This window comes from Pseudoalteromonas sp. SCSIO 43088 (assembly GCF_023650795.1).
In the GTDB taxonomy this organism is placed as follows: Bacteria; Pseudomonadota; Gammaproteobacteria; order Enterobacterales; family Alteromonadaceae; genus Pseudoalteromonas; species Pseudoalteromonas shioyasakiensis.
Genome location: NZ_CP072675.1, coordinates 3,839,612 through 3,865,000, shown reverse-complemented (window position 1 = coordinate 3,865,000; position 25,389 = coordinate 3,839,612). Strand labels below are relative to the sequence as shown.

At 39.6% G+C, this 25,389-nt stretch carries 20 protein-coding genes and 2 rRNA genes (1 of these 22 running past the window's edge); 14 read left to right on the top strand and 8 right to left on the bottom strand.

All coding sequences use genetic code 11. The features are described 5' to 3' along the window. Positions 1-867 (top strand): 23S ribosomal RNA (locus J8Z28_RS17730) (it extends 2,016 nt beyond the left edge of the window). Between the two features lie 126 nt (positions 868-993). Continuing rightward, positions 994-1,108, top strand: a 5S ribosomal RNA gene (gene rrf / locus J8Z28_RS17725). A gap of 343 nt (positions 1,109-1,451) precedes the next feature. On the opposite strand, the gene J8Z28_RS17720 is transcribed toward rrf, so the two are convergent. The 5 genes from J8Z28_RS17720 to J8Z28_RS17700 form a co-directional block, all read right to left on the bottom strand. Beyond that, positions 1,452-2,168 carry a hypothetical protein gene (locus tag J8Z28_RS17720; protein ID WP_062566388.1) on the bottom strand — a complete coding sequence of 239 codons (717 nt, stop codon included), beginning with the start codon at positions 2,166-2,168 and terminating at the stop codon, positions 1,452-1,454. Between the two features lie 91 nt (positions 2,169-2,259). Beyond that, entirely contained in the window at positions 2,260-3,537 is a 1,278-nt protein-coding gene (locus J8Z28_RS17715) for a LysM peptidoglycan-binding domain-containing protein (protein ID WP_062566387.1), read from the bottom strand. A 118-nt stretch (positions 3,538-3,655) separates the two neighbouring features. Beyond that, a complete protein-coding gene (locus tag J8Z28_RS17710) occupies positions 3,656-4,195 on the bottom strand; it encodes a hypothetical protein (protein ID WP_156426500.1) in 540 nt (179 codons plus the stop codon). An 85-nt stretch (positions 4,196-4,280) separates the two neighbouring features. Next, entirely contained in the window at positions 4,281-5,585 is a 1,305-nt protein-coding gene (locus J8Z28_RS17705) for a sensor histidine kinase (RefSeq protein ID WP_062566386.1), read from the bottom strand. Between the two features lie 3 nt (positions 5,586-5,588). Next, a complete protein-coding gene (locus J8Z28_RS17700) occupies positions 5,589-6,992 on the bottom strand; it encodes a sigma-54-dependent transcriptional regulator (RefSeq protein ID WP_062566385.1) in 1,404 nt (467 codons plus the stop codon). Between the two features lie 230 nt (positions 6,993-7,222). On the opposite strand from J8Z28_RS17700, the gene J8Z28_RS17695 reads away from it, so the two are divergent. The 4 genes from J8Z28_RS17695 (at position 7,223) to J8Z28_RS17680 (ending at position 12,188) form a co-directional block, all read left to right on the top strand. Continuing rightward, entirely contained in the window at positions 7,223-8,476 is a 1,254-nt protein-coding gene (locus J8Z28_RS17695) for an efflux RND transporter periplasmic adaptor subunit (RefSeq protein ID WP_054552245.1), read from the top strand. 11 nt (positions 8,477-8,487) lie between these two features. After that, entirely contained in the window at positions 8,488-9,189 is a 702-nt protein-coding gene (locus tag J8Z28_RS17690) for an ABC transporter ATP-binding protein (protein ID WP_062566384.1), read from the top strand. A 1-nt stretch (position 9,190) separates the two neighbouring features. Continuing rightward, positions 9,191-11,587: an ABC transporter permease gene (locus J8Z28_RS17685; protein WP_062566383.1), complete on the top strand. Its 2,397-nt coding sequence runs from the start codon at positions 9,191-9,193 to the stop codon at positions 11,585-11,587. 154 nt (positions 11,588-11,741) lie between these two features. Beyond that, positions 11,742-12,188: an REP-associated tyrosine transposase gene (locus J8Z28_RS17680; protein WP_082710967.1), complete on the top strand. Its 447-nt coding sequence runs from the start codon at positions 11,742-11,744 to the stop codon at positions 12,186-12,188. A 232-nt stretch (positions 12,189-12,420) separates the two neighbouring features. On the opposite strand, the gene J8Z28_RS17675 is transcribed toward J8Z28_RS17680, so the two are convergent. Next, positions 12,421-12,948, bottom strand: a complete 528-nt coding sequence (locus J8Z28_RS17675; protein ID WP_062566382.1) for a sugar O-acetyltransferase — start codon at positions 12,946-12,948, stop codon at positions 12,421-12,423. 154 nt (positions 12,949-13,102) lie between these two features. Between J8Z28_RS17675 and J8Z28_RS17670 the strand changes: the two genes are divergently transcribed. From J8Z28_RS17670 to J8Z28_RS17650, 5 genes are all read left to right on the top strand, one after another. Continuing rightward, a complete protein-coding gene (locus J8Z28_RS17670; RefSeq protein WP_054552250.1) occupies positions 13,103-13,873 on the top strand; it encodes a DeoR/GlpR family DNA-binding transcription regulator in 771 nt (256 codons plus the stop codon). 95 nt (positions 13,874-13,968) lie between these two features. Then, positions 13,969-15,789: a glutamine--fructose-6-phosphate transaminase (isomerizing) gene (gene glmS / locus J8Z28_RS17665; protein ID WP_250659702.1), complete on the top strand. Its 1,821-nt coding sequence runs from the start codon at positions 13,969-13,971 to the stop codon at positions 15,787-15,789. 408 nt (positions 15,790-16,197) lie between these two features. Then, entirely contained in the window at positions 16,198-16,530 is a 333-nt protein-coding gene (locus tag J8Z28_RS17660; RefSeq protein ID WP_250659701.1) for a hypothetical protein, read from the top strand. A gap of 159 nt (positions 16,531-16,689) precedes the next feature. Then, the gene (locus tag J8Z28_RS17655; RefSeq protein WP_250659700.1) at positions 16,690-17,367 is read left to right on the top strand and encodes a hypothetical protein; all 678 of its coding nucleotides are present in this window, start codon (positions 16,690-16,692) and stop codon (positions 17,365-17,367) included. Positions 17,368-17,424: 57 nt separating this feature from the next. Next, complete coding sequence (locus J8Z28_RS17650; RefSeq protein WP_250659699.1) at positions 17,425-17,997, top strand: hypothetical protein; 573 nt, start codon at positions 17,425-17,427, stop codon at positions 17,995-17,997. 47 nt (positions 17,998-18,044) lie between these two features. On the opposite strand, the gene J8Z28_RS17645 is transcribed toward J8Z28_RS17650, so the two are convergent. Next, positions 18,045-18,746 carry a hypothetical protein gene (locus J8Z28_RS17645; protein WP_250659698.1) on the bottom strand — a complete coding sequence of 234 codons (702 nt, stop codon included), beginning with the start codon at positions 18,744-18,746 and terminating at the stop codon, positions 18,045-18,047. Next, positions 18,739-19,314, bottom strand: a complete 576-nt coding sequence (locus J8Z28_RS17640; RefSeq protein ID WP_250659697.1) for a hypothetical protein — start codon at positions 19,312-19,314, stop codon at positions 18,739-18,741. Before J8Z28_RS17640 ends, J8Z28_RS17645 begins: the two co-directional genes overlap by 8 nt. A gap of 124 nt (positions 19,315-19,438) precedes the next feature. On the opposite strand from J8Z28_RS17640, the gene J8Z28_RS17635 reads away from it, so the two are divergent. From J8Z28_RS17635 to J8Z28_RS17625, 3 genes are read left to right on the top strand one after another with little or no spacing between them, the layout of a single operon-like run. Continuing rightward, positions 19,439-21,151: a type I restriction-modification system subunit M gene (locus J8Z28_RS17635; RefSeq protein ID WP_250659696.1), complete on the top strand. Its 1,713-nt coding sequence runs from the start codon at positions 19,439-19,441 to the stop codon at positions 21,149-21,151. Continuing rightward, a complete protein-coding gene (locus J8Z28_RS17630; RefSeq protein ID WP_250659695.1) occupies positions 21,144-22,439 on the top strand; it encodes a restriction endonuclease subunit S in 1,296 nt (431 codons plus the stop codon). Before J8Z28_RS17635 ends, J8Z28_RS17630 begins: the two co-directional genes overlap by 8 nt. Continuing rightward, positions 22,436-25,378: a type I restriction endonuclease subunit R gene (locus J8Z28_RS17625; RefSeq protein WP_250659694.1), complete on the top strand. Its 2,943-nt coding sequence runs from the start codon at positions 22,436-22,438 to the stop codon at positions 25,376-25,378. Before J8Z28_RS17630 ends, J8Z28_RS17625 begins: the two co-directional genes overlap by 4 nt. Positions 25,379-25,389 lie beyond the last annotated feature (11 nt).

The following is a 25,389-nucleotide window of genomic DNA, read 5'->3' as shown; positions in this document are numbered from 1 at the left end:
GTGTACCCGCGGCTAGACGGAAAGACCCCGTGAACCTTTACTACAGCTTGGCACTGAACATTGACCCTACATGTGTAGGATAGGTGGGAGGCTTTGAAGCAGAGACGCTAGTCTTTGTGGAGCCGTCCTTGAAATACCACCCTTGTAGTGTTGATGTTCTAACGTTGGCCCCTAATCGGGGTTACGGACAGTGCCTGGTGGGTAGTTTGACTGGGGCGGTCTCCTCCCAAAGAGTAACGGAGGAGCACGAAGGTTGGCTAAGTACGGTCGGACATCGTACGGTTAGTGTAATGGTAGAAGCCAGCTTAACTGCGAGACAGACACGTCGAGCAGGTACGAAAGTAGGTCATAGTGATCCGGTGGTTCTGAATGGAAGGGCCATCGCTCAACGGATAAAAGGTACTCCGGGGATAACAGGCTGATACCGCCCAAGAGTTCATATCGACGGCGGTGTTTGGCACCTCGATGTCGGCTCATCACATCCTGGGGCTGAAGTCGGTCCCAAGGGTATGGCTGTTCGCCATTTAAAGTGGTACGCGAGCTGGGTTTAGAACGTCGTGAGACAGTTCGGTCCCTATCTGCCGTGGGCGTTTGAGAATTGAGAGGGGTTGCTCCTAGTACGAGAGGACCGGAGTGAACGAACCGCTGGTGTTCGGGTTGTCATGCCAATGGCACTGCCCGGTAGCTACGTTCGGAACTGATAAGCGCTGAAAGCATCTAAGCGCGAAGCAGGCCTCGAGATGAGTTCTCACTAGACTTTTAAAGTCTCTGAAGGGCCGTTGAAGACTACAACGTTGATAGGCAGGATGTGGAAGTGGTGCGAGCCATTAAGCTAACCTGTACTAATTACCCGTGAGGCTTAACCATACAACGCCAAACGCGTTTTATGACAGCGTAACGAACAGAAGTTAAGAGACTAAAGTAGACATTTACTTGATATCAGATTTCCAGATTTATTAATTTGCTCAAAAGAGCGAATTAAAACCAAATTTGCTTGGTGACAATAGCGTTTTGGACCCACCTGACCCCATGCCGAACTCAGTAGTGAAACGAAACAGCGCCGATGATAGTGTAGCAGCTGCTATGTGAAAGTAGGTCATCGCCAGGCTCCAAATAAGAGAAAGCCCGATTCGAAAGAGTCGGGCTTTTTTGCGTTTGGAGCTTTCAGCCAGGTAGGTTGGGTAGAGCGGAGCGAAACCCAACATGAGTTAGCGAGTTACAAGTTAGCAAGGGTAAAGTTGAACTGTGTGGTTGTTTAGCACAGAGTCACCCACAGCAACAAACCCCGTAGGAGGCACTTCAGTGCCGAATCTAGACCTTAGCAAAACATTCATGGCTAAAGCCATTCCTACAAGGACACTTTACCTAGAACCTCGGGCAGAGGAAGACGCAGCACCAAACACCCACATCGCGCGGCTGATCGCTGACGGCTGAAAGCTGATAGCTCGGTGTCACTCACACTGCTGTATTTCTCTCACATCACCACGGCCATCACTTAGGTAGCATTGTTCTAGTAAAGAGCAATAGCAGATCTCGGTTTTGATGCTATTACGTTGCTTGTTTACTTTGTCCCATTGAGTTTCATTAAATCCCGTTCGCTTGAAACCAAAAAGTTTAAGTTTACTGCCAGATGCCAGTAACCGGTTATCACTGGCACTCGTCATAATCCAGCCAAATGCTTCGAAAATATTTATGTCGGGAGAGTCATCTTGCAGAGTTTGTAGCTGTGTTTCATATGCTTGTGTATCAAAACAGCATGCAGAAATTACTTTATAGATATCTAAATATGATTGGTCGTTATAAAGATACTTCACATACTTTACTATCGCAGGTCCTGATCCTGAATTAGTGAGTACAAAGGTGATTTCAGATTGATTTTTTTCTTCATTAAAATTCCCCGTCATTACTTCGAGCCATGGCCAGGTTGCGGCTTTTACTTGTCGTTCTGCGGCGCTGGCTTGTAAGTAAGTGGCATAAAAGGAGGCTGCGGAGATAATAATGGCACAGAGTGCTAGAAATAGGTTTAGCCGCTCGTTGGTAAACCATGCCTTGCGCTGATTGCTGGCTTGTTGAGTGTTTTGCTGGGTGGTCTTTGTTTGCTCTTCAACGTTAGAATCTTGCTCTGATTTAACGGTTGAACAGCTTACGTCCTGTTGCTGATTATCCATAATTTTTAATTGTTGTTTTTATAGACTAATAAAGATACAACTTTAATTGGATAGATAAAAGAGACAGGGAGTAAAACTCCCTGGTTTGGTATTAACTATTTGAGATAAATACGGTGAGCTTTTCACCCACTCTTAAGCTATCTCTTGAAAGGTTATTCCATTGTTTGAGTTTAGTGATACTGACTTTGTATTGCTTTGCTATCTTCCAAAGGCTATCGCCAGATTTCACCTTATACTCGATTTGTTGATCAGCCAATTGCGGTAATATCAGTTTTTGACCAATACGAATGGTGTTTGTTTTTAGGTTATTGAAGGTTTTCAGCTGGCTAACTGTTACTTTATAGTTCTTTGCAATTACACTTAAGCTATCACCGCGCTTTACTGTGTAATGTTGCCACTGGCTATAATCATTGCTTTTTTGGTTAGCTAATAGAGTTTGATAACTTGCCTGCTGATCTTTTGGGACCACAATATGTGGCGCATCAATCACCGCGGGATATCGGATAACGCCATGGTTCAGCTCTTCAAGCTCTTGCCATTTCGCTTTGTCTGCCAAGATCACTGCACCAGTTACTGGTAAGGTCGCAATAGCCTGCTCATTCTTAATGGCAGGGAATATCATTTTTTGGTGTTTTAATAATTGTGCTGCGGCCAGTAACTTAGGCACGTATTGTTTGGTTTGCGATGGTAGCTTTAAGCTAAAGAAGTCCGTCGACTTACCTTGTTTTTTATTACGAGCAATTGCCTGTAATACACGCCCTTCACCAATATTGTAGGCAGCAATAGCATGATACCAATCGCCATCAAAGCGTTTATAAAGGTATTCCATAAAATCCAAAGCTGCGCGGGTGCTGTCGATCACATCTTGGCGACCATCATACCAAGGGGTAATTTTTACTTTAAAGTATTTGGCGATTGAGGGGGTGAGTTGCCATAAACCCGATGCATGTTTGTGCGAATAGGCACTGGCATCAAAATCGCTCTCTATAAGCGGCATTAGAGCGAGTTCTATTGGTAAGTCACGGTTTTCTACTTCTGTAACGATATGATACAAATACGGCTCTGCACGGCGGCTTATTTCTTCCATGTAATTTGGATGAGTAAGGTACCAAGCAATGCGCTTTTGCACATCTGGGTGACTTGAATCGCTAAACTGTAGTTGAATGCGAATACGCTGCCATACGTCATCAAGTTCACTTGGTTTGAGCGGTGTCACCGCGTCTACTTGTGCTGTTTTAGCTTCTGCAACCACAGTGCCTGGATTAGCTTTGATGATGGGCTTCTTTTCGGGAAGTGACTCAGGGGCAGTCTGACAGCCTGTTACAATAAAAGAAACAACAACAAGGCCTAAAAATCGATTTAAAAACACGTATTAAAATACTCCGTTAACTTAGGTGCGGGTAAACTAAAGCGCCTAAGCTTAACATAGGGTGAGCTAAAAATGACCATTAGATTAACAGCTCGCTAACTTACTCACCCAATTGAAATTAAAACGAAATACTAACTTGTAACCCAGCATAACCATGGTTTTGTGCTTCCCAATAGCGGCTGTCTATTTCTCGGGCTCTGGCATAGATCTCTATTCTGAATGGCTTTGAGTCCACGCCCATACCCACACCGACATAGCCATCAATATTATTGTGGTCGTCATCATAGCGGTCGCTGTAGTCGTGGTCATCTCGGTCGTCGTATACGGCAAGCTCAATTAAATCTAAGCCCACTTCGCCATAGACAAAAAAGTCACTGAAATAGCCAAATTTGATGCCGCTATCTAAGGTGAGAAATGTCTCCCGATCACCTTTTTTAGTAAATACTTCTGCTGAGCCTAGTGCCGTTGTAAATGCTGCGCCGAAATTACTGTAGTTATTTTTAGCCATAACTTCGATGCCGGCTGAGGTGATTGAATCAGTACTATTATGCTCTGATTTAACAAACAGGTTCATATCTGGGCTGTCATAAATACCAGCAAAGCTTTTTGTAGGAATAAAGGCAAGTGAAGAAAACAGTGCTAAGGCGAGGTATCGCATATTGGTTAGTCCATTAAACGTTAATGGGTACATGATACCAAACAGCGCCTTAGCAAATTGTAAGTAAGTGTTCTAACTATGTAAGTTAACCGAACACGCAGCGAAAGCAGGCTCCTTGCTGGCGTTTGATATAAACCAGATCGCCGCCATGATTGAGCATGATCTGGCGCGATAAACTTAAGCCTATTCCTGAACCTTGTTGCTTGGTAGTAAAAAATGGCACAAAAATCAACTCGATCACATGATCGCTGATACCTGTACCATTGTCGCTGACCTCTAAATACAGTTGCTGATTAGCATTTTGTGCAATGCTTACCTCAATGCACTTTGCTGACTCTGGACTATTTAACTGCTTAAGGACATCAATGGCATTTGTAAGCAGGTTTATTATTACTTGTTCAACTTGGCCTCTATCTATCATTACTAACTGTTGGCTTTGCACCGACAAATTCAACGTAATATTAAGCTGCTTAGCCTGTTGTGAGTGCAAAGCAACAACTTGCTTGGCAAGATCGGCCAGAATATGTGGCTGTAAGTGTGGGGCGGGTAAGCTACTAACCTTTTTAAATTGCGCTATAAACTCTCCTAAATGCTCGGTTCGTGATGCGAGTGTTGTTAGGGCGAGTTGCAAGTCTTGTTTATCTTCCTGATCATCAAAACTAAGCTCAGTTGGCAGCAGTGCCGTACAAGTTTGTGCTAAAGAAGAAAGTGGCGTAATCGAATTAGCAATTTCATGGGTTAGTACTTTGGTAAGGCGCTTATAAGCTTGTTGCTCTTTTAATTGCAGCTGATCATGAATCGATTGCAAACTGATCACTTTACGAACTTTACCTTGGATTTCGGCAATACTGATCTGCACAGATAACGTATCGTGCTGCTCACCATTTTGCCATGGCACGGTATTACGGCTATTTTGCTTTGCGTCTTGGACTAGGTTGGCTATTACACCTAAATCATCGATGTGCTTTACAGCTTGTCCAAGTAAACGGCTGACCGCCGGATTGCTTTCAATAATAGTGCCTTGTTCGTCACATACTAATACTGCTAAATCGATATGAATTAATAGCGCTTGTAAGAACTGGGCTTGTTGCTCTGCATTAAAACGCGCAGCCTGAATTTGTTGTTTAACCTGCTCAAATTGCTGCTGCATAGGGTGTTGGTCGCCAAAGCCTAATGTGCTGTCTCCATTCGCTAAAGCGCGAAACACCATATCTGCACGCCTTGTTTGGCGTTTAAATAAATTAAAAATTTGCGCGGCACATACCAAATTTAAAATAACTAAAAGTGCCGAAATTGCAGAAAACCCGCTTTGCTCTACTTGCCAAAACAAAGCTATTGATAAACCAATTAATGCAGCTAATAGGCAGGCTAAGCTAATAAAATTACGCATCGATTACAGTCCGTATTTTTCTAAACGACGATACATGGCTCCGCGTGTTAGGCCGAGGGCTTTAGCTGCATGACTCACGTTCCCTTGAAAATGCTTTAAAGCTGCACGAACGGTTCTTTGCTCGATGATTTCGAGATCAAAAGTGTCGTAGTCAGTGGCGCTTGAAGAGAGCTCACTTGTACTAACAGCAGCACTTGGTGAGCTTAGCACTGAGCTTATATCGAGCTCTGAGCCTTCTGAGAGGATGACTGCTCGCTCAATTGCATGCGCAAGTTCACGGACATTGCCTGGCCAATGATACTGACTTAAACGTGTCATATCAGATGCCGCAATCGAGAGCTCACGTTTGTATTTATGTGCAAAGTGCTGCAAGTAGTAGTTACACAGTAATGGAATGTCTTCACTGCGCTCGCGCAGAGCTGGCAAACGGATCTCTACGGTATTAACACGGTACAGTAAGTCTTGCCTAAATTTGCCTTCAGTAACTGCTTGTTCGAGGTTTTCATTCGTTGCACAGATCAAACGAATATCAATATCGATGACTTTTGAACCACCAACCGGTGTTATTTGCCTGTTTTGTAGTGCTGCGAGCAGTTTAACTTGTTGGTTAAGCGGTAAATTACCTAGCTCGTCTAAAAATAAACTACCACCATGGGCCAGCTCAAATCGGCCAATGCGATCTTCTTTCGCGCCGGTAAACGCGCCTTTTTTATGGCCAAATAGTTCGCTTTCAAACAGGCTTTCGGCTAGTGAGCCCATGTCTAGGCTTATGAAGGGTTGGCTTTGGCGCAGGCTTGCATTGTGGATTGCATGGGCAGTGAGTTCTTTACCTGTGCCACTTTCGCCACTGATCAATATGTTGGCATCTGTGTTGGCTGCTTTGTCGATAACCGAAAAAACCTGCTGCATGGCATCACTTTGGCCTAAAAACTCAAATGGTTGATTGCCGATTGACTGCTGCAAGGCTTGCTTTTGTTTTGTGAGCTTACCAACTTGCTGTTTGTCTTTAGCGTGTGAAAATGCCGCCGCTACAGCACCGAGTAATTGCTCATTTTGCCAAGGCTTGGCAATAAAGTCAGAGGCACCAGCTTTAATTGCTTCGACAGCTAGCTGAATATCGCTGTAGGCCGTCATAAGCAGTACCGCAATGTTAGCGTCTTGGCTCATGATCTTTTTTAGCCAGTAGAATCCTTCTTTGCCACTAATTGAGTCTTGCGTGAAGTTCATATCGAGTAACACAACATCTATAGCCTGATCCGCTTCATGCTGTGCGTTAATGATACCTTCGATATCAAAGGGGTTATCTGTGGTTTTTACAACCTGATAATGCTGCTTTAAAAGTAATCGTGCGGCGATGAGTACGTCGGGGTTATCATCGACGATAAGAATTGATCCTGCTTGTTTCATAGCTATTTATTATTATTCCTTTATGGGAACACTAAGACTAATTGAAAATAGTAACAGTGTCCATTTATGGACGATATATGGGTTTTGAAGTGTTCTATAAGCGGACACTTGATTATATGCAATCGTATTGATTTTTGTATAAGTCCTTGTAATTTAATAAAAATAAAAGTTGGCACAAGAGTTGTTTTATCTATAGGTAATTAGCACCTAGATAACTTAAAGGCGTCAACATGGATAAGAAAATTACACGCTCAAATAACAAAGCATTTTTTAAGAAATCAGTAATTGCAGCAGCATGTTTAGCTGTTGCGGCAGCAGCTTATGGTTTCACACAAACTGAGCAAACAGGTCGTAGTCAGCAAGTAACCGCGACAAGCTTAACGATTAGCACAGTACAACAAGGTGAGTTTGTTGATGCTTTAAGTCTTCGTGGTCAGGTTATGCCTCGCACTACTATTTACCTCGACACCATTGCCGGAGGCCAAGTCGAAGAGCGACTTGTTGAGCAGGGTGAGTTTGTTAAAAAAGGCCAACCACTTGTGCGTTTAAGCAATACCAATTTGCAGCTTGATGTAATGAGTCGTGAAGCACAGGTGACTGAGCAGCTTAACTTTTTACGTAACACGCAAATGAATATGGAAACCAGCCGTTTAAACTTACGTCGTGATTTGCTTGAAATCGATCTTAAAATTACGCATTTATCGCGTCGCTTAAAACAAACTCAGCCGCTAGTGAAAACGGGTGTGTTAGCACAAGAGCAATTATCTGAAATTCAAGAAGACTTAGCGTATTACAAAGCTCGAAAAGAACTAACCCTTGAGCGTCAAAAGCAAGAAAACAGCATTCGTGAAGTTCAAGTAGCCCAGTTAAAAGACAGTGCCGACATGTTAGAGAAAAACCTTCAGTTTGCGCGTAAGAACCTTGAAAACTTACTCGTAACAGCACCTGCCGATGGTTATTTAAGTGAACTTGATGTTGAAATTGGTGAATCAAAAGGCCGTGGTGCTCGCCTAGGGCAGATTGATATTCCTAATGAATACAAGCTAGTTGTGAGACTAGATGAGTTTTACCTGAGCCAGGTTCAAACAGGTATGCAAGTGCTTATTGAACACGAGCAAGGCGAAATTGCGGCAACAGTTAGCAAAATTGATAGCCGTGTTCAGCAATCACAGTTTCAGGTTGAAGTCGATTTACCCAATGGCACGAGCAACATAAAACGTGGGCAAAGCCTTGATGTGCAGCTGATGCTAGGTGATAGCAAGGGCACTGCTTTATTACTTGAACGCGGCGCATTTTTTACCAGCTCAGGGGGTAACTGGGTTTATGTCATGGAAAAAGATGGCAATCGTGCAGTACGAAAAGATATTCGCCTTGGCAAAAAGAATCAAAACTATTATGAAGTGTTAAGTGGCCTAAGCGCCGGAGATCGCGTGATCACCTCTAGCTACAGCAACTTTGATAAAGCACAACAACTACAATTTTAAGGATAAAAACAATGATTAAATTAACTAACTTATCACGCGTATTCCGTACTCAAGATGTTGAAACAACAGCGCTTAATAACATTAACTTACATGTAAACGAAGGCGAGTTTCTTGCCATTATGGGGCCATCTGGCTGTGGTAAATCAACATTACTCTCTATTTTAGGTATGTTGGATTCGCCATCAGCAGGCAGTTTTGAATTTTTAGGTGAAGACATCGCAGGGTTTGGTGAAAAACAATTAGCGGCACTTAGAAAAGCGTCAATTGGTTTTGTTTTCCAAAGCTTTAACTTAATTGATGAATTAACAGTATTTGAAAACGTTGAGCTGCCACTACAGTATCAAAACATCTCAAAAAGTGAACGTAAGCAGCGAGTAGACGCAATCTTAAAACGTGTTGCAATCGACCATAGAGCAGATCACTTACCGCAGCAGCTATCGGGCGGTCAGCAGCAACGTGTAGCGGTAGCCCGAGCACTGGTGATTAATCCAAAACTTATCTTAGCGGATGAGCCTACAGGTAACCTTGATTCAAAAAATGGTGATGAAGTCATGGCGATGCTGCGTGAGCTAAATCGCGAAGGTACGACGGTAATTGTGGTTACTCACTCAGAAAAAGAAGGCAATTATGCTGACCGTTTAGTGCGCTTACTTGATGGCCAAGTGATGGTAGATAAAGCTAACCGTGTTCAACAAACAGCAGAGGTGGCATAACATGATTTTAAGTTATTTGATCACCGCGCTGCGCGCGTTTAAAAACCAAAAACAGCACTTTATTTTAAATGTTCTGGGTTTAAGTGTGGGCTTAGCTGCGGCAATTCTAGTTGCGTTGTTTGCAAAAAATGAGCTTTCGTACGATAGCCAACAGCCACATGCTGAGCGTGTTTATCGCGTTGGCCAGGACTTCTCAAAACTCGGTTTATCTGTGGTGCCTATTTTTAATTATGTGCAGTCAAAGCAGGCCGAAGATTACAGCCAAGTTGAAGAAGTATTCGGATTAACTATGGTCGAGCTGACCCGTGAAGCCATGGTTGATGTGAGTTACCGCAACCAAGGCTATAAGTTAAATGCCTTATATGGTGCTACAGCAAATATTGAAAACTTTATTGCTATGAAGACGATTGCGGGTGACTTAACAACAGCAATGAGTACACCAGACAGCCTTGCTTTAAGTGAGTCAGAAGCACTGCGCATTTTTGGTCGCACCGATGTGATTGGTGAAACACTTACGCATGAACAAGGACAGTACACAGTGCGTGCTGTGTTTGCAGACTTAGCAGATAACACTCACTTTGCCTTTAAAAACCTTGTTTATGTTAAGCATGATCCAAGCGATATAAACATCAACAGTAGTTATGTTTATATGCGTTTAGCAGAGGGCACCGATACAGATGCATTAGCTAAAACCTTAACAGAGCGCTTTTTTAGTGGTTCGATGCTGGATCAAGTTAGTTTAGAGCTGCATCCATTACTTGATTTGCACTTAACGGCTAAATCACCGTTTGAGATGAAAGCGGGTGGCGCTAAACAAGTGGTTATGATTTGCGTTGGTTTAAGCGTGTTACTTATTCTTATTGCAGGTTTTAACTTCATTAATATGACCGTCGCTCAATCGACGAAACGTGCAAAAGAAGTGGGTGTGCGTAAAGCGCTTGGCGCAAGTAAAGGCCAGTTAGTAACGCAGTTTTTATCTGAATCTGTGTTGGTATCAATGCTTTCAATGGTGATTGCATGTGCTTTAGTGGAGCTATTTTTACCAAGTTTTAATCAACTAGTAGACCGAGAGTTAGCAGTAAACTATGCCTCTGAATTTGGCATTGCCATTATTGTGGTCGCAATTGCTGTGGGCATATTAGCTGGGCTTTATCCTGCATTCTTTATTTCGTCATTCAGTGCAAAACGCGTTTTAAGTGGAGACTTACAGCGTGGTAATACTGCAATATGGGTTCGTAAGAGCTTACTAACCTTACAGGCTTCACTAGCAATAGGTTTAATCATTGCCTCTATTACCTTGTTAAAGCAATTAACTTACTTACAAAGCTTACCTTTAGGCTATGAAACAACACAAAGATTGGTTATTTCAGAGCTACCTGTAGGCGAAGTATTCACAAAAGAAAAAAATGCCTTAGTTAACCGTATTAGTGCAATTCAAGGTGTACAGCAAACAACTGTTATTGATACCCGTTTAACTGTTTCAATCAATAATACACTTATGCCAACTTGGCCAAATGGTGAAGCGTCTGGCAGCTTAACGCCTGTTGTTGGCGCAAGCTACGATGTTGTAAAAACGCTAGGATTAAAACTGGTTGCTGGACGTGACTTTAGCCGTGAATTTGCTGGTGATTGGGCAAGCCGTGCAAATGGAGTAACAAGTACGGGCACCATTGTGACTGAATCTGTTGCAAGGCAAGCGGGTTACACTAACATGAGTGACATTATCGGTAAGGTAATTAAAGACTCAGGTCGCGGCGTAGATATGCGTGTTGTGGGTGTGGTTGAAGATGTAAAAGTAGGTAATGCTAAAGATGCCAACTCAAATATTATGTTCTTATGTGGCTTTAACTTTTTATCACCAGTATCAGAACTAATTTTAACGATTGATCAGCAAAACTTGCCTTACATTAAAGCTCAGATCGCTGAAGTATTAGCAAGCTCAGCCAATATCTATGAGCCAAAAATTAACTTACTCGCAGACAACTACAAAACCCTGTTAAAAGGTGATGAGCGAATTTCGAATGTGGTTTTAATCTTTACCGGTCTTGCTGTGTTCTTAACTTGTTTAGGTACCTTTGGTTTGGCTTCGTTCGCAACAGTGCGTCGTCAAAAAGAAGTGGCTGTTCGAAAAGTGCTAGGTGCATCTCGCATCAGTATCGTAAATATCATTGCTAAAGAGTTCTTAGTGCTGGTGGCGGTAAGTATTGCTATTGCGTATCCAGTGACTTACTTGTTGGTAGGTGATTGGTTAGCAAACTTTAATGACCGCATTGAACAAGCTGTATGGGTGTATTTAGTTGCCGCCGTCGCGGTGGCCGCCATTACTTGGGTTACCGTTGCAAGCTTAGCCTTTAAGGCCGCAAGCACCAGACCATCACTTATCTTAAGATATGAATAACAGTTAACTAACTCCCAACTATAAGCCCAGCAATACAGCTGGGCTTTTTTAGTTTTAAATGTGACGCCATAAATGACAACCTACGGTAGGACGTGCTTTAGCGCGTTAATCTACTATATTTAATGTTCTACAATTTTGTGAAAAAGGATTTTTCATGAGCTGGAGCCATTTAAAGAAAGGACGAGTTTCAATTCAATCAGGTGAATATTTCATAACGTTCAACTGCCATAACAGAAAAGCACTGTTCAGTGATCATAACTTAGCAAAAGTATTTTGTAGGTGTATTGAAATAAATGAACTATTGCATCAATGCTGCTGGTTAACTTGGGTGCTTATGCCCGATCATTTTCATGGTTTATTAAGGCTTAGCGATAGTAGCTTGGGTAAAACAGTTGGTCATCTAAAAGGTCTTTCTGCTAGAGAGATAAACAATATACGTTGTTTTTCTCAAACGGTATGGCAACCTGCTTACTATGACCATGCACTACGTGAAGAAGAAAGTAGAATAGCTGTAGCCAGATATATCGCAGCAAACCCTTTGCGAAAAAAACTAGTTGATAATTTAGGTAGTTATCCATATTGGAATTCTGTTTTCTTGTGATTGATTGTCGCCATAAATGACGACCTACTTAGGGCGTGCTTTAGCGCGTTAGTAAGTATTCTTTGTCGCCATAAATGACAACCTACGTAGGACGTGCTTTAGCGCGTTAATATGTATTCTTTGTCGCCATAAATGACGACCTACGGTAGGACGTGCTTTAGCGCGTTAGCATGTATTCTTTGTCGCCATAAATGACGACCTACGTATCACGTGCTTTAGCGTAAATATAGGGTTAAAGTTCTTTAACCTTCACCGCAGGGTTACCTGCTACTAGGGTATTTGCCGCGACATCTTTGGTAACTATTGCCCCTGCGCCAATCACGGCATTATCAGCAACTTTAATACCCGCAAGTATAATAGCGCCTGCACCAATCCATACATTGTTGCCGATGCTAATCGGTGCTGCAAAGTTAGCTTTTGCTAAACGTTCGGTTGGGTTTACTGCATGCGATACCGCGAGTATTTGCACATTAGGGCCTATTAAGCAGTCATCGCCTATCGTAATTTGCGCATCAGTTAGCGGTGCATCGAGCATAGTAGAGTTAATATTTATGAAGGTTCGATCACCTATTTTAATACCACTGCCATAATCACAATGAAAACCCGCTTCAATAACAACCTGTTCGCCACAGTGAGCAAACATGCCTTTTAGTCGTTTTAAATTGCCTTTACTCGGGCTTTTGGCAAATAAACGGCAAATTTCATGGGTATTTTTTCGTTGTTCGAGTAAGGACTTGTCGAGGCTATTAAACTCTTTCATGGGGCATTTTCATGGTTATATTTGCCAATAGCTTAGCGTGTTGGTGATGAAGATCAAAATAAAGCTGTGTAGGTTAACGATCATTCACTTGCCATTTATATTGTTTCGTTTAAAATCTCAAAACTTTCGAAACGAAACTTATGTGGTTCACTTTATGACAAAACGAAACACTCAACAACGTCGCCATACTATCTTAAGCCAAGTGAATGAACTTGGTGAAGTTGCTGTTGAAGCGTTAGCAGAGCAGTTTCAAACTTCTGAAGTGACGATACGTAAAGATCTGACAGCCCTTGAAAAAAGTGGCTTGTTGCTACGCCGTTATGGTGGTGCTATTGCCTTGCCGCAAGAAATCGTTGCAAATAGCAACGAGAAAAGCGACTCGCTTCGCAAAATGGCAATCGCACAGGCGGCTGCAAAGCTTATTAAAGATCATAACCGCATCATCATTGATAGCGGCCGAACTACAGCGGCGATGATCCCTGAGCTTGCAAGTAAGCGCGGTTTAGTGGTGATGACAAATGCTATTAATGTCGCTAACCGACTGCTTTCATTAGAAAATGAGCCAACACTTTTGATGACCGGCGGAACTTGGGATCCGCATTCAGAATCGTTTCAGGGCCAAGTTGCTGAGAATGTTCTACGCTCTTACGACTTTGACCAGCTCTTTATTGGTGCCGATGGCATTGATATTGATAGAGGTACTACAACCTTCAATGAATTAGTGGGGCTTAGCCAAGTGATGGCTGAAGCAGCCCGTGAAGTAGTGGTGCTGGTTGAGTCAGAAAAAATTGGCCGAAGAATACCGAATTTAGAACTGCCTTGGCAGCGTGTTACCACTGTTATCACAGACAACAACCTAAGCGCAGATAAGCGCGAGGCGATAACAGCATGTGGTGTACAGCTGATCTGTGCAGAAATTGAATAACCCGTAATAAGACCGACAACACCTTATTACGCATCATTTATGACAACACATCTCGCCCAAAGTAAAACACTTTGGCATGTGCAAAAGGAGAGATTATGTGTGGAATCGTAGGGGCTGTTGCAGAACGCCCAGTAAACAAAATACTTGTTGAAGGCCTTAAGCGCCTTGAATACCGTGGCTATGACTCGGCAGGTGTGGCTTTACTTAAAGGTACTGAGCTTAACACTGTAAAAGCAGTAGGTAAGGTTGCTAACCTTGAAGCGGCACTGAATGAAGCCGCTGTTAAAGGCACTACCGGTATCGCACATACACGTTGGGCTACCCATGGTAGTGTAACCGAAGCGAATGCTCACCCACATGTTTCGAATAGCGAAATTGCCCTAGTTCATAACGGCATTATCGAAAATCATGCCAGCCTGCGCGATGCGCTAAAAGGCGATGGTTATGAGTTTTTATCAGAAACAGATACAGAAGTCATGGTGCACCTTATCCACCAACTTCGCCAACAGCACGATACACTTTTAGCAGCTGTACAAGCTGCTGTTAAGCAGTTTGAAGGTGCATTTGGTACGGTTGTTTTTGATAAAGCGAACGACAACGAAATCATCGTAGCGCGCTCCGGTAGCCCACTGGTGATTGGTTTAGGTCTTGGCGAAAACTTTATTGCCTCTGACCAACTTGCTTTATTACCTGTTACTCGCAGTTTTATTTACCTTGAAGAAGGTGATGTGGCTCGTATTACCCGTGACAGTGTTGAAATCTTTGATGCAAACGGTGATGCAGTCGAGCGCGAAGTGATTGAATCAAACATTACGCAAGATGCATCAGGTAAAGGCGAATATCGTCACTACATGCTGAAAGAAATTTACGAACAACCACTTGCTGTGCGTAACACCCTTGATGGCCGCCTAGTTAATGACACTGTCGCGATTGATGCCTTTGGCGAAAGCGCTCAGCAAATCTTTAAAGACGTAAAACACGTGCAAATTATTGCCTGTGGTACTTCATACCACTCAGGTATGGTTGCTCGTTACTGGCTTGAACAGTTCGCAGGCGTGAGCTGTAACGTTGAGATTGCTTCTGAGTTCCGTTACCGCGAATCATTTGTACATGAAAACAGCTTACTTGTGACCATTTCACAGTCTGGTGAAACAGCAGATACACTTGCTGCACTTCTTCTTGCAAAACAGCAAGGTTACATGGCGTCAATGACCATTTGTAACGTACCGGGTTCATCGTTAGTACGTGAATCGGATTTAGCCTTTATGACTAAAGCCGGTGCTGAAATTGGTGTTGCATCAACTAAAGCCTTCACCACACAGCTTGTTGGCTTATTAATGCTAACAGCATCGATTGCCCAAGAAAAAGGCCTAGAGCAAGGTGCGATTGTAAATGCAATCAAAACACTTCCTAACAAGTTAGAAGAAGCACTACTGCTTGCAGAAGGGATTGAAGATTTAGCTGAAGAGTTTGCTGATAAGCACCACTCACTATTCTTAGGTCGTGGCTCACAATACCCAATCGCGATGGAAGGTGCGCTTAAGCTGAAAGAGATTTCATACATTCACGCCGAGGCATACGCAGCGGGTGAGCTTAAGCATGGCCCTCTTGCGTTGATTGATGCCGACATGCCAATCATTGTTGTGGCACCAAACAACGAGCTACTAGAAAAGCTTAAATCAAACGTAGAAGAAGTACGTGCCCGTGGCGGTATTATCTATGTATTCGCAGATAAAGACTCAGCGTTTGAATCTGACGAAACGATGCGTGTAATCAACGTAAACCATGTCGATGACGTGATTGCTCCAGTTGTATATACAATTCCGCTACAGCTGCTTTCATACTATGTTGCGGTTATTAAAGGCACCGACGTAGACCAACCTCGAAACCTAGCAAAATCGGTGACCGTAGAGTAAGTTCCTTTCAAGAGGTTACTAAATTATCCTTAAAATACAAGGTGTTAGTAACCTCTCAATTCTCAGAAGTTCCACTATCTCATTATCAAACCCATCTAATGTCAATAATTTCCAAACTTCACAACGAAGGATGGAATACAGGACAGATTAGTCGATTTCTGTGTGAAAAAGGTTATCTCTCAGTGAGGGGGAAACCGATACTCTCTAATCATATCTGGAGTATGCTAAAGAAACATAGTGTTAGGTCAGAGAGAAATAGTCAAAAACCAAATGTTTTACTTAAGTCTGTAAGTGTAAAAACGGACAAAACTAAGTAAAACTGTTGTCCTAAGAATAAATCCTCAATTTGAGAAAATAGCAATAGTTGGGTTATCCAACAATTACTATAAATTTAATGAGGGAAGTATAATGAAAGATATATCTATGGTTGGTTTGTATGAGCGTGATCTGGAAATGATTTTAACTACTAACAGTATTTATGTTCATAAACTAATTGAAACTACACCAATTCTTAAAGAATTAACAAATAAACATAAAGAGAATATGTTTAATGTGGCTACAGAGTTCTTTGAAATAGTAGATGAAATAGGCTTAGCTGATGACGATGAATTTTGTGAAGTATTTGAGATTTTTGAAATTCGTGAGTTGTGTGAAAATTGGTTTAAAAATCGATATGAATATGATTTTGAAGATATGATTGAATGTATAGGCAATCAAATAAGTAAAGTGAAAATAATATAGCAGATATAGAAAAACCCTTTTTAAAAGGGTTTTTTTTGATCACAAATAAATAGAACGGACAAAACTGAATAAAACCGTTGTCCTAAGAATAAATCCTCAATTTGAGAAAATAGCAATCGTTGGGTTGGCCAACAAAACTAAAAAATTGAGGAAATATATATGATTATAATTAAAGATGAAGGTTCAAATAATTTTTTTAATAGAAAAAATGTAAATACTAATAAATTATTTAACATGGAATATAAATTGATGAGACCAAAAAAGGGTTTTAATGGCAATTATGATGATTTGTGTGAAAATCTAGAATGTATGTTTGATAAATGTGTGAAATACACTAAGTCGGATGAAGAATTATGTTGTGGCTGGATAAAGTCTATGGACATAACAAATTTTATGAATGATTATAAATTAGCTCCAAATGAAATTTCATATAAGACAAGACATACATGTCTTGATTTTGTAACTGTGTTATCTAATATTTTAATCAGAGGAAATTCACAATTAGTCAAAAAAAAATTAAAGAAAGATTACAGCTCTTCCATTATCCGATGTGTTGTAAAATCAATTGAAGGAAGTAAACATCATAAGTCGATTGTAGAATCAATGGTTTGTGGTTATATGTATACAAAGACATATCAAATAGATAAGTCTGATTTAAATACAATTTTAGTAGAGGATATTGATTTTGTTTCTGAATATGGAATTGAATTAAACGAAAAAAGTATTAATTTCAAGGATAATAATATTTCAGCTAGTAAAATTAAGAAGATATTAAAAAATGGTATAGTAATAACCTCTAATTTTAATCGTGATTCTAACAACAAATCCTCGATTTGATAAAGTAGCTGACGTTCAACAGACAAATCCAACTACAAATTTAATGAGGAAATTATTATGGGAATTAATAAAAAAGTTAACTTTTTGTTAGAGATACCAAAAGGCTGGGACACCAAAAGGAATCAAGTATTATTATATGAGCCTAAGAAAAATGACTCATCCAAAACACAAGAAAACCAATTCCTTTATAAACAAAAATTCGCTGTTCGTGAAGAGATGGAATTGTTTCTAAGTTCTATGAGTGATAGTGACGCTGATATAAAACTTTATGAAAATGTTAAATTCATTTTTACAAATAATCAAGTTGGTCTACGTACATTAGTATTTGATGAACTAGTATATATGTACAGAGCGTGGGTTGTTGAAAACTATTTAGATGAGGATATTTTCAATAAAGAGTTTGATTCATTGTTTAGTATTATTGGAAAAGACAAAATAATAAAACATTTTCTTGTAATGAGTGAAGAAATTAATCTAGTAATTTCGATACTTAACTTTAAGCCATCGAAGTTTTTCAAAGGTTCCGATCATCTAAATAATCTACTTCACGAGATAATAGAATCTATAAAATACGATTTAGTTATTTTATTGAAGAGAGCATTACTTGAAAACTGGCAAAATCAAACTTGAACAGAGTTTCAATAAATGTCATTAGATTAATTTTCAACCAAAGTAACCTATAGATTATTTCGACCAGGAAACTGGCCTTTAGAAACGGACTGACAAATCTTATAACCCTTTTTGAGATACCTACGGACCTGACGTAATTGATCGTCTGTGTATCGTAGGTTTCCTTTTCTATCTTTACTCGGGGCAATAGATAACAGATATGGTATCCATTTCGATCTCGGTCTATTCCTCAATCTATTTACAACTTCTGTACAGTATGCTGAGTTAACTGGTGGTTTTCCCATATCTACCCAAATAGTATACATCAATTGTATCTCATACAGAGTCTTACCTCGAATCTCCACCCCTGCGGTAAGTTCATATTGTCCAAAAGATACAGATTTAGTTTTTCTTCCATATTCTTCTAGACCTAATTCCTCTAAACGTTGTTCTTGCCTGTTCTCTATTAATTCCCGTAGTTGTTTGATAGATTTACTAACAGGTTGGTTCAATGGTATTGCGACATTCAAAGCGTTATCATGATTAACCACTTTAGTAACCGGTTCTACTCTTGAAACACCAAATAAATGTTTGTGTTCCTTCCACCAAGGGTCAAAAAGTACATTAGATACATCACCCCAAGGTTTGTAGTAGTCGTTGGATTTTTCTATGTTTTCTTTTAAGTCAGGTTCTCTAAGACTAAGTTTATAAAACTCAAACCACAATCTAAAATGTTGTTTAGATGACTTAATCTGTGGTTGCTTATTCAACCGAACCATCCTCTAACCACTTCCAAAATTCAACTGGCATTTTATCATCCACCACTTCTAGTTCTCTATGAGCAATTGCTTTGGTACAGCCCATATGTGGTACTTCTAGAAATAAATCTGGTATGGTCCAATCAACTTTATACCAACGATGGTTATTCTTGGGTGAGTCAACAATTTTAGTTATAACTCCATGAGCAAAGATTCTCATATGTCCAATTTCTGAATCTTTAGCATTTGTTGAGTTCGTCTTCGTAATAATAATATCACCGGGTAATAACTCGTAATAGTAACCCATTTGTATTTTATCTTCATAGTACTGAAGGTCATAGAAACCACCTTTATACCATTGTTTGTCCGGAGCATCTTCAAGTCTACCAAACGGCTTGAAAGCAACAAATGTATATCTTCGCATTATCTCGGGTACAAAGTTATTTTCAACATAGTCTACAATTTGCCTTGCTTTGAGATTTTGAGGATCCTTTTTAAGTGTATCTAAAGCATTTCTGTGTAAAATGAGAATTTCAGCTCTTGTTTTCTTTCCCTGTTGGATATTTTCGATGATATTCATAGTTAATTCTCTGCTCAGTTAAGGGTTAAGTACCAAGTTTTATTCGAATAATACTTTGCTAATAAAATATAACTTTTATATATTAGAAAACAAGCCATTTTTTCAAGTATAAGGATACTAGACCTTGAACAATACATCTTCACTCTCTTCTTTAATTTGGTCATCAGCAGATGACGTCCTGCGTGGTCTATTTAAACCTTCTGAATATGGACGAGTAATTTTACCTTTTGTCGTTATGAGACGTTTAGATTGTGTTATAGAACCAAAAAAAGACGAAGTTTATGAACTTCATAACAAATTCAAAGATAAACTTGATGATCCCTCTCCTGTAATTTTAAGACAGATTGGATTACCTTTCTTTAACACATCAAAGTTTGATTTATCCCGTATAAAGAGTGACCCGACAAACGTGTTGATGAACTTCAATAACTACGTTCAAGGTTATTCAAAAAATGTTTTCGACATCATTGAAAATTTCTCAATCAACCCATTAGTAGAGAAACTCCATAAAAATAAACGTTTATATCTTTTGATTGATAAATTTACTGAGTTTGACTTACATCCAGATAAAATCGATAACCATCAGATGGGCTCTGTGTATGAAGAACTTCTCCGTAAATTCTCGGAGATGTCCAATGAAGAAAGTGGTGACCACTTTACTCCTCGTGATGTCGTTAAACTTCTCGTCTCGTTTGTGTTTGGTGGGGACAAGGAAGACCTTCAAGGTGAGGGAAAAATTAGATCGGTCTTCGATCCGTGTTGTGGAACAGGGGGGATGTTAACCATCGGTAAGGAGTGGGTTCTAGAGAACATAAACCCGAATCTAAAAATTGATTTATATGGTCAAGAACTTAATGATGTAACGTATTCAATTTGTAAATCAGACCTTCTTATGATGGATGAAAATCCTGAAAATATTAAAGGTCCCACTACATCAATTTCAGATGACCGTCATCAAGGAAGTAAATTCGATTACATGATAACTAACCCTCCATTTGGTGTGAGCTGGAAGTCAGAGGCTGAATTTGTAAAAGAAGAAGCAAAAGACCCCAACGGTCGTTTCTTCGTTGGCACACCTAGAACATCTGATGGTTCGTTATTATTTCTTCAACATCTAATTGACAAAATGAATCCTGAAGGTTCTCGGATTGGTCTTGTTTTTAATGGTTCACCTTTATTTACAGGAGATGCTGGGAGTGGCGAATCCGAAATACGTAAATGGATTATCGAAAATGATTGGTTAGAATGTATCATATCATTGCCTGATCGAATGTTCTTTAATACTGGCATTACAACATATATTTGGATTGTTACTAATAAGAAGTCTCCTGACCGTAAGGGTAAAGTTCAATTAATCGACGGGACCTCTTTTTTTTCTAAAATGAGAAAGAACCTAGGTGACAAGGGCAAATATATTACTGACGACCAATCCCAACAATTATTCGAAATCTACCAAAACAACGAAGAGAATGAATTTTGTAAGATTTATCCAAATAATTTCTTCGGTTACACGAAGGTAGTTATTGAACAACCACTTATCGAAAACGGTGATATCAAAACAGACAAAAAAGGGAATCCTAAACCAGACACATCAAAACGGGATACAGAACGAGTTCCTCTTTCAGAAAGTATTGATGATTACTACGACCGTGAAGTGAGACCCCATGTATCCGACTCTTGGATGGATCGATCAAAAGATAAGGTTGGTTATGAAATCAATTTCACAAAATACTTTTACAAATTCATTCCTTTAAGAGGTCTCGATGAGATTTCTCATGATCTCAAAACCCTTGATGATGAAATTCAAAAGTTGTCGCTGGAGATGACTGATGAATAGATATGAGAATTATCTCGAAACCGGTTTTGAGTGGATTGGTAAAATACCCTATAGTTGGGGATTAGCACGAGTGGGTAAATTTTTTACTGAACGGTCGGAGAAGGTTGATGACGTAACGTATCCACCATTGTCTGTAACAATGAATGGTATCGTGGACCAACTATCTGATGTTGCTAAATCGAATGATAACGACAACCGTAAGTTGGTTAAGAAAGACGATTTCGTAATAAACTCAAGAAGTGATAGGAAGGGTTCTTCTGGAATTGCTCCAAGAGATGGTTCTGTATCACTTATCAATATCGTCCTTGCTCCAAAGAATATTGACCCCAAATACATAGAAAACTTATTCAAAAGTTACTATTTCAAAGAAGAGTATTTCAGAAACGGAAAGGGTATACATTGGGACCTTTGGACAACCCGTTGGGAACAGTTCAAAAATATAAACATTCCTATCCCACCTATCGAAGAACAAAAACTGATCTCTCGTTACCTCGATAAAAAAACCAGTCAGATTGATTCATTGGTCGAGAATATTCAAAAGAAAATTGAAATCCTCAAAGAACAAAGAACCTCTTTGATCAATCACTATGTCACGAAAGGTCTCGATCCCAATGTTGAGATGAAGGACAGTGGTATTGAGTGGATTGGGGAGATACCGAAACACTGGTCGGTTAAGAAACTTAAAAACTTTGCTACGATTTTTGGTCGGATTGGATACAGGGGTTACACCGTTGAAGATATTGTCTCTGAAGGAGAGGGTTCAGTTACATTGGGTCCTGGAAATATTAAAGACAATAAACTAAGTCTTTTGAACAGAACATATATTTCTACTGAGAAATATGAAGAATCTCCTGAAATACAAATCTTTCTAAACGACATAATTTTTGTGAAGACGGGATCTACTATTGGAAAATCTTGTATCATCGAAGAACAATTTGAGACGATGACATTAAATCCTCAAATGATTGTCTTAAAAGAGATTACCATAAACAATAAATTCTTTTACTATCAGTCTATCACTCAATTTTTTCAGAATTACTTTGAAACTGAAAAAGTAGGAGGGTCTACACCAACCATTTCTCAAGATAAGATTAGGAACTTTCCGATGTTGAATGTTCCAACAACAGAACAGAAAGAAATCGTTGAGTTGCTAAATCATAGAACTACACGAATCGAACAAACTATCGGTATCAATGAACAAAAACTCAAACTGATAAATGAATACCGTCAGTCACTCATATCTTCCGTTGTAACAGGTAAAGTTCGAGTTACGGAGGACATGATATGAATGGTTTCAGTCCTACCGAGAAAAGGTTTGAAGAACATATTGAAGACCACCTGAAGAAAGTTGGATATTCGACCACCCACTTTAGTGAATACGATCGTAATCTTTGTTTGATCCGAGATCACGTGATCGATTTCATCAAAAGAACACAACCTGAAGAATGGGGTCGTCTTCAAGAGATTTACGATGTGGATACAGAGAACAAAATCCTTTCTAGGATTTCGTCAGAGATATCCAAACGTGGAATTATTGATGTTCTTCGACACCAAGTCGTTGATCGTGGTGTATATCTTAACCTTTGTTACTTCGAACCTAAGAGTGATCTCAATCCAGATCACTTAAAACTATATCAATCCAATCAATTCACGGTGGTTCGACAACTTCATTACTCCAATCAAAATGAAAATTCGATTGATATGGTTTTGTTCCTCAATGGACTACCGATTGTGACAATGGAGTTGAAGAACCAACTCACGGGACAGAATGTTAAACATTCTGAGAACCAATACCGGAACGACCGTGATCCGAAAGAACCATTATTGAATTTCAAACGGTGTATGGTTCATTTCTGTGTGGATAATAATAAGGTCTCGATGACGACACGGTTAGCAGGACCTAAGACGTTTTTTCTCCCATATAACCGTGACCTTGAAAATCCACCAGTCGATCAAGGATACAGAACAAAGTATCTATGGGAAGAAATCCTTCCACCTTCATCACTACTCGATATCTTAGAAAACTTTGTTCATGTCTCAAAGGAGAAGGAATTCTTCTTCAACGACAAAACACAAAAGATCGACTCAAAGGTTAAAGAACTTCTCGTCTTCCCCCGATATCACCAACTTGATCTGATCAGAAGTTTCAGAAGACAGTTAAAAGAAGATGGTGTCGGTAAAAACTATCTTGTTCAACATACGACCGGATCGGGTAAATCCTATTCTATAGGTTGGTTATCACACACACTTACCTCTTTGTATCGATCAACAGGAGATACAAAAAGGATGTTCGATACGATCATCGTTGTAACCGATAGAACAGTTTTGGATGATCAACTTCGAAATACAATTAGGTCACTCGAGAAGATCGATGGTGTTGTGAATGGTGTGGAACACGGTTCTCAAGAACTAAAAAAATTCTTAGAACAAGGTAAGGATATCGTAATCACGACAATCCAAAAATTCCCATTTATCTCAGAAACAATCGCATCACTAGGTGATAGAACGTTTGGTGTTGTAATTGATGAAGTTCATTCAAGTCAGTCTGGTGAGTTATCCAAAGACCTCAAAAAATCACTTACGAAATCAGATGACGATGAAGACTTTGACTATGAAGAAATGTTGAGACAGGAAATTCAAAGTAGGGGTAAGCAAGACAATATTTCTTTTTTTGGTTTTACTGGAACACCAAAAGAAAAGACACTTGAGTTATTTGGAACAAAAACTAACGAAGGGACCTTCGTTCCGTTTCACATCTATTCAATGTACCAATCAATCCATGAAGGATTTACATTAGATGTACTCCAGAACTACACAACATACAAAAGATATTTCAAAGTAAAACAAACTAAAGATGGTGACATTGAGGTTCCAACTGGCAAAGGAAAACGGGAACTTGTCAGATATGTAGATTCTCATGAAATGACAATCCGAAATAAGGTACAAATAATTTTGGATCATTGGGTCGATAAAGGCTCAAAAGAAATACAAGGTCGTTCAAGAGGGATGATCGTTACACAGTCCCGAAAACATTGTGTTTGGTATTTCAACGAAATTAATCGTCAACTGGAAGAGAGAGGTCTTTCTTATCGTTGTCTTGTTGGATTCTCTGGTGAAGTTTCTATTGATGGAGAGAAGTATTCAGAACCAGGGTGTAACCAAACTCTAGGTCATGAAGGTGACGTCCCGCTAGGTTTGAAGAATCCTAAGTATCGATTATTAGTTGTAGCAAACAAATTCCAAACAGGATTTGATGAACCTCTTGTTCAATCGATGTATGTTGATAAGAAGTTAGGTGGTGTTCAATGTGTTCAAACACTGTCAAGATTAAATAGAACCACTTCTGGAAAGACACAAACTTTCACCTTGGATTTTGTGAATGAGCCTGAAGATATCAGAGAATCATTTCAAAGATTTTATCAATCGACAATCCTCGAAGGCGAGACTGATCCAAATCGTTTATATGATATTCAACGAGATATCTACAATTATCATCTTTACACAAATGAAGATGTAAATCGATTTTGTGAAGTGTTTTATGACCTTAAAAGAGATGAAGGAAATCTCCATCCTACATTAGATAGTGTTTTGGATAAATTTATCTCAATTGAGGATGAAGATGTTAAAGAGGATTTTCGTTCAAAAATACAGTCGTATATTAGGATGTATGGCTATCTTTCTCAAATCATGAATTTTACAGATATAGAACTTGAAAAAAGTTTTGTGTTCTTAAAATATCTGAATAAAAAGTTACCTAAAAGAGATGTCGAACGTTTTGATATTTCCGATACGATTGATTTGGATTCATTACGAATTCAAAAAATTCACGAACAAATAGTAGAAAGTCTTAAGAATGAGACTACTATAATCGATCCGCCTGATTTTGGTAGTGGTTCGGTCATAGAACCAGAATTTGACCTACTTTCTGAGATTATTAATCAAGTGAATACTACATATGGTGTTAATTTGACCGAAGAGGATCGTTTAGATCTTTCAAGATTGAGTAAGAGATTGATTGATGATCCTGAAGTCGGTAAATATATGAATGGTAATAATACTGAAGACAATAAACGGAATTTCTTCAAACAACAATTTGAAGGAATGATGATTGACTACATCAATGAAAGGTTTGATTTTTACAAAAAGATGGATGATAACCCTTCAATGAAGAACCTAATATTTCAAACGATGTATAAGGATTATCAGACCCAACATTCAAAAATTTAAGTAATAAATCA

Coding starts and splice junctions, on each gene's coding strand:
- J8Z28_RS17720 (WP_062566388.1), bottom strand. CDS start 2,168: ATGGATAATCAGCAACAGGACGTAAGCTGTTCAACCGTTAAATCAGAG.
- J8Z28_RS17710 (WP_156426500.1), bottom strand. CDS start 4,195: ATGCGATACCTCGCCTTAGCACTGTTTTCTTCACTTGCCTTTATTCCT.
- J8Z28_RS17705 (WP_062566386.1), bottom strand. CDS start 5,585: ATGCGTAATTTTATTAGCTTAGCCTGCCTATTAGCTGCATTAATTGGT.
- J8Z28_RS17700 (WP_062566385.1), bottom strand. CDS start 6,992: ATGAAACAAGCAGGATCAATTCTTATCGTCGATGATAACCCCGACGTA.
- J8Z28_RS17695 (WP_054552245.1), top strand. CDS start 7,223: ATGGATAAGAAAATTACACGCTCAAATAACAAAGCATTTTTTAAGAAA.
- J8Z28_RS17690 (WP_062566384.1), top strand. CDS start 8,488: ATGATTAAATTAACTAACTTATCACGCGTATTCCGTACTCAAGATGTT.
- J8Z28_RS17685 (WP_062566383.1), top strand. CDS start 9,191: ATGATTTTAAGTTATTTGATCACCGCGCTGCGCGCGTTTAAAAACCAA.
- J8Z28_RS17680 (WP_082710967.1), top strand. CDS start 11,742: ATGAGCTGGAGCCATTTAAAGAAAGGACGAGTTTCAATTCAATCAGGT.
- J8Z28_RS17675 (WP_062566382.1), bottom strand. CDS start 12,948: ATGAAAGAGTTTAATAGCCTCGACAAGTCCTTACTCGAACAACGAAAA.
- J8Z28_RS17670 (WP_054552250.1), top strand. CDS start 13,103: ATGACAAAACGAAACACTCAACAACGTCGCCATACTATCTTAAGCCAA.
- glmS (WP_250659702.1), top strand. CDS start 13,969: ATGTGTGGAATCGTAGGGGCTGTTGCAGAACGCCCAGTAAACAAAATA.
- J8Z28_RS17660 (WP_250659701.1), top strand. CDS start 16,198: ATGAAAGATATATCTATGGTTGGTTTGTATGAGCGTGATCTGGAAATG.
- J8Z28_RS17655 (WP_250659700.1), top strand. CDS start 16,690: ATGATTATAATTAAAGATGAAGGTTCAAATAATTTTTTTAATAGAAAA.
- J8Z28_RS17650 (WP_250659699.1), top strand. CDS start 17,425: ATGGGAATTAATAAAAAAGTTAACTTTTTGTTAGAGATACCAAAAGGC.
- J8Z28_RS17640 (WP_250659697.1), bottom strand. CDS start 19,314: ATGAATATCATCGAAAATATCCAACAGGGAAAGAAAACAAGAGCTGAA.
- J8Z28_RS17630 (WP_250659695.1), top strand. CDS start 21,144: ATGAATAGATATGAGAATTATCTCGAAACCGGTTTTGAGTGGATTGGT.
- J8Z28_RS17625 (WP_250659694.1), top strand. CDS start 22,436: ATGAATGGTTTCAGTCCTACCGAGAAAAGGTTTGAAGAACATATTGAA.